The organism is Nonomuraea indica (genome assembly GCF_002850745.1).
GTDB lineage: Bacteria > Actinomycetota > Actinomycetes > Streptosporangiales > Streptosporangiaceae > Nonomuraea > Nonomuraea indica.
Genome location: NZ_KZ559486.1, coordinates 1 through 2,932, shown reverse-complemented (window position 1 = coordinate 2,932; position 2,932 = coordinate 1). Strand labels below are relative to the sequence as shown.

At 70.6% G+C, this 2,932-nt stretch carries 3 protein-coding genes; all 3 read right to left on the bottom strand.

Annotated features, from left to right (window positions below):
- Nucleotides 1-263: 263 nt before the first annotated feature.
- The gene (locus CXR44_RS33740; protein ID WP_101790211.1) at nt 264-509 is read right to left on the bottom strand and encodes an RNA-binding protein; all 246 of its coding nucleotides are present in this window, start codon (nt 507-509) and stop codon (nt 264-266) included.
- Nucleotide 510: 1 nt separating this feature from the next.
- Nucleotides 511-951, bottom strand: coding sequence for a 30S ribosomal protein S16 (gene rpsP, locus CXR44_RS33735; protein ID WP_101790210.1), 441 nt, complete (start codon nt 949-951; stop codon nt 511-513).
- Between the two features lie 311 nt (nt 952-1,262).
- The gene (ffh, locus tag CXR44_RS33730; RefSeq protein ID WP_101790209.1) at nt 1,263-2,819 is read right to left on the bottom strand and encodes a signal recognition particle protein; all 1,557 of its coding nucleotides are present in this window, start codon (nt 2,817-2,819) and stop codon (nt 1,263-1,265) included.
- Between the last annotated feature and the right edge of the window lie 113 nt (nt 2,820-2,932).

Sequence of the window (2,932 nt, the reverse complement as noted above, 5' to 3'; positions counted from 1 at the left end):
GCGCCCCCCCGCCGGTGAGGCGGGTGTGCGCGGGCAACGCCACCCCGCGGCTCAAGGTGGGCCCGGAAGCCCCGCGCGCGCCGGCCGTCGTGACCGTCCGGCGCGAATCCCGGCCCGCGGCGGACCGCCGTGCGCGAACGCACGCGGCCGGACCGCCGGAACCAGCGCCCCGGGTCCGTGGCGGCGCCACCTCCTGGACGGGAAGGGCCGCGAACGCGAGCGCCCCCATCGGAAGGTCCCGATGAGGGCGCGCAAACCTGACGCTAACGGACCGTTTCGTGCAGGTCGAGCAGGTCGACCCGTACGTACTTCCCGTCGGACAGGGCGTTCACCACGGTGCGCAGCGCCTTGGCGGTGCGCCCGCCGCGACCGATGACCTTGCCCAGGTCCTCGGGGTGCACCCGGACCTCCAGGACGCGCCCGCTGCGGATGCGGCGTGCGCGAACCCGGACATCGTCAGGATGTTCGACGATGCCCTTCACGAGGTGCTCGAGAGCCTCCTCGAGCACGTCAGCCCTCGCCCTCGGTCGGGGTCTCGGCGGCGGCCTCGGCCTCGTCCTTCTTCTTGGCCTTCTTCGGCGTGGTGGCGGTGGTGCCGGTGTCGCCACCGGACAGCGCCTCCTTGGCCGCGGCCTCGTACAGCGCGTGCCTGTCGGCCTTCGGCTCGGCGACCTTCATCGGCGCAGGGGCGGGCTCGCCCTTGAACTTCTGCCAGTCACCGGTGAGCTTGAGCAGCTTGAGGACCGGCTCGGTCGGCTGCGCGCCGACGCCGAGCCAGTAGGCCGCGCGCTCGGCGTCGACCTCGATGCGCGAAGGGTTTTCCTTCGGGTGGTACAGGCCGATCTCCTCGATCGCCCGGCCGTCACGCTTGGTGCGGCTGTCGGCGACGACGATACGGTACTGAGCGTTGCGGATCATGCCGAGCCGCTTGAGCTTGATCTTGACTGCCACGGGTGTGGTCTCTCCTGCATTCGAGCGCGGGTGAGCTACGCCTCGCCGAGTGGGGCACGACAGGACGCTCGCTCCAGGGACAGGCGTGGCCGCCGGGAGATGAGAGGGCACCCAGCTGGTCACGGTGTTCCAACATGTCATTGTGCCAGATCCCGGGCACTGCCAGCGACGCGACGCGCAGACGACCGCAGGGCGGGCCCCACCCTGGAGGACGGGGGCCCGCCCGGCGACGGTCTCTCGCGGCTACTGCCGGCCGGGGAGCTTCATCGACTCGCGGCTACTGCCGGCCGGGGAGTTTGTTCGACTCGCGGCTACTGCTGGCCGGGGAGCTTGAACTTGGACGGGTCGAAGCCCGGCGGGAGCTCGATGCCCGGAGGCAGCTTGCCGCCGAGGTTGCCCAGCATGCCGCCCGGCTTGGGCGCGGGCGCCGCGCCGTCGCCGGAGTCGGCCGAGGCCTTGCCGAGGGCCGCCTTGCGCGGGTCTCCGCTGACCCGGCGCCCCTTCTTGCCCTTCTTCTGCGCCTTGCCGGCCTTGCCGCGACCGCCCGGCATGCCGGGGATGCCCATGCCGCCGGCCATCCGCTTCATCATCTTCTGGGCCTCGAAGAAGCGGGTGACGAGGTTGTTGACGGCGGTGACGGTGACGCCGGAGCCGGCCGCGATGCGGGCCCGCCGCGAGCCGTTGATGATCTTGGGGTCCTGCCGCTCGGCCGGCGTCATGGACCGGATGATGGCGGCGATGCGGTCGAGGTCGCGGTCGTCGATCGAGTTGAGCTGGTCGCGCATCTGCCCCATGCCGGGCATCATGCCGAGCAGATTCTTGATCGGCCCCATCTTCTGGACCATCATCATCTGCTCGAGGAAGTCGTCGAGCGTGAAGTTCTCGCCCGAGGTGAGCTTGCCCGCCATCTTGGCGGCCTGCTCCTCGTCGAACGTCTTCTGGGCCTGCTCGATGAGGGTGAGGATGTCACCCATGTCGAGGATCCGCGACGCCATCCGGTCGGGGTGGAAGGCGTCGAAGTCCTCGAGCTTCTCGCCCGTCGAGGCGAACATGATCGGCCGGCCGGTGATGTGCCTGACCGACAGGGCGGCGCCGCCGCGGGCGTCTCCGTCGAGCTTGGTGAGGACCACGCCGTCGAAGCCGACCCCGTCCATGAAGGCCTGGGCCGTGGTGACGGCGTCCTGGCCGATCATGGCGTCGACCACGAACAGCACCTCGTCGGGCGTGACCGCGGCGCGGATGTCGGCGGCCTGCCGCATCATGTCCTGGTCGATGCCGAGCCGGCCGGCGGTGTCGATGATGACGATGTCGTGCTGCTGCCGCCTGGCCTCGTCGATCGAGCGGCGGGCCACGTCGACGGGGTCGCCGACGCCGTTGCCGGGCTCGGGGGCGTAGACGGCCACCTGCGCGCGCTCGCCCATGACCTGGAGCTGCTGGACGGCGTTGGGGCGCTGCAGGTCGGCGGCGACGAGCATCGGGGTGTGGCCCTGCTCGCGCAGCCAGCGGGCGAGCTTGCCCGCCAGCGTGGTCTTGCCGGAGCCCTGCAGACCGGCGAGCATGATCACCGTGGGCGGGGTCTTGGCGTAGCGGAGCCTGCGGGTCTCGCCGCCGAGGATCTCGATCAGCTCGTCATTGACGATCTTGACGACCTGCTGCGCCGGGTTGAGCGCCTGGGAGACCTCGGCGCCGCGTGCGCGCTCCTTGACCTGGGCGACGAATGCCTTGACCACCGGCAGCGCGACATCGGCCTCGAGCAGCGCGATGCGGATCTCGCGGGTGGTCGCGTCGATGTCGGCGTCGGACAGCCGACCCTTGGATCGGAGGGAGGAGAAGACCGATGTCAGCCGGTCGGAAAGCGTCTCGAACACGTGGTTGGCCAGTCCTCGAAGCGGATGAAGGTCTTGGACTCAGCCTAGCCGCTCCGCTAGCCGCTCCAGCCTGGCACGGCCATCCGGACCGTCAACGCGTGCTCGACCAGATT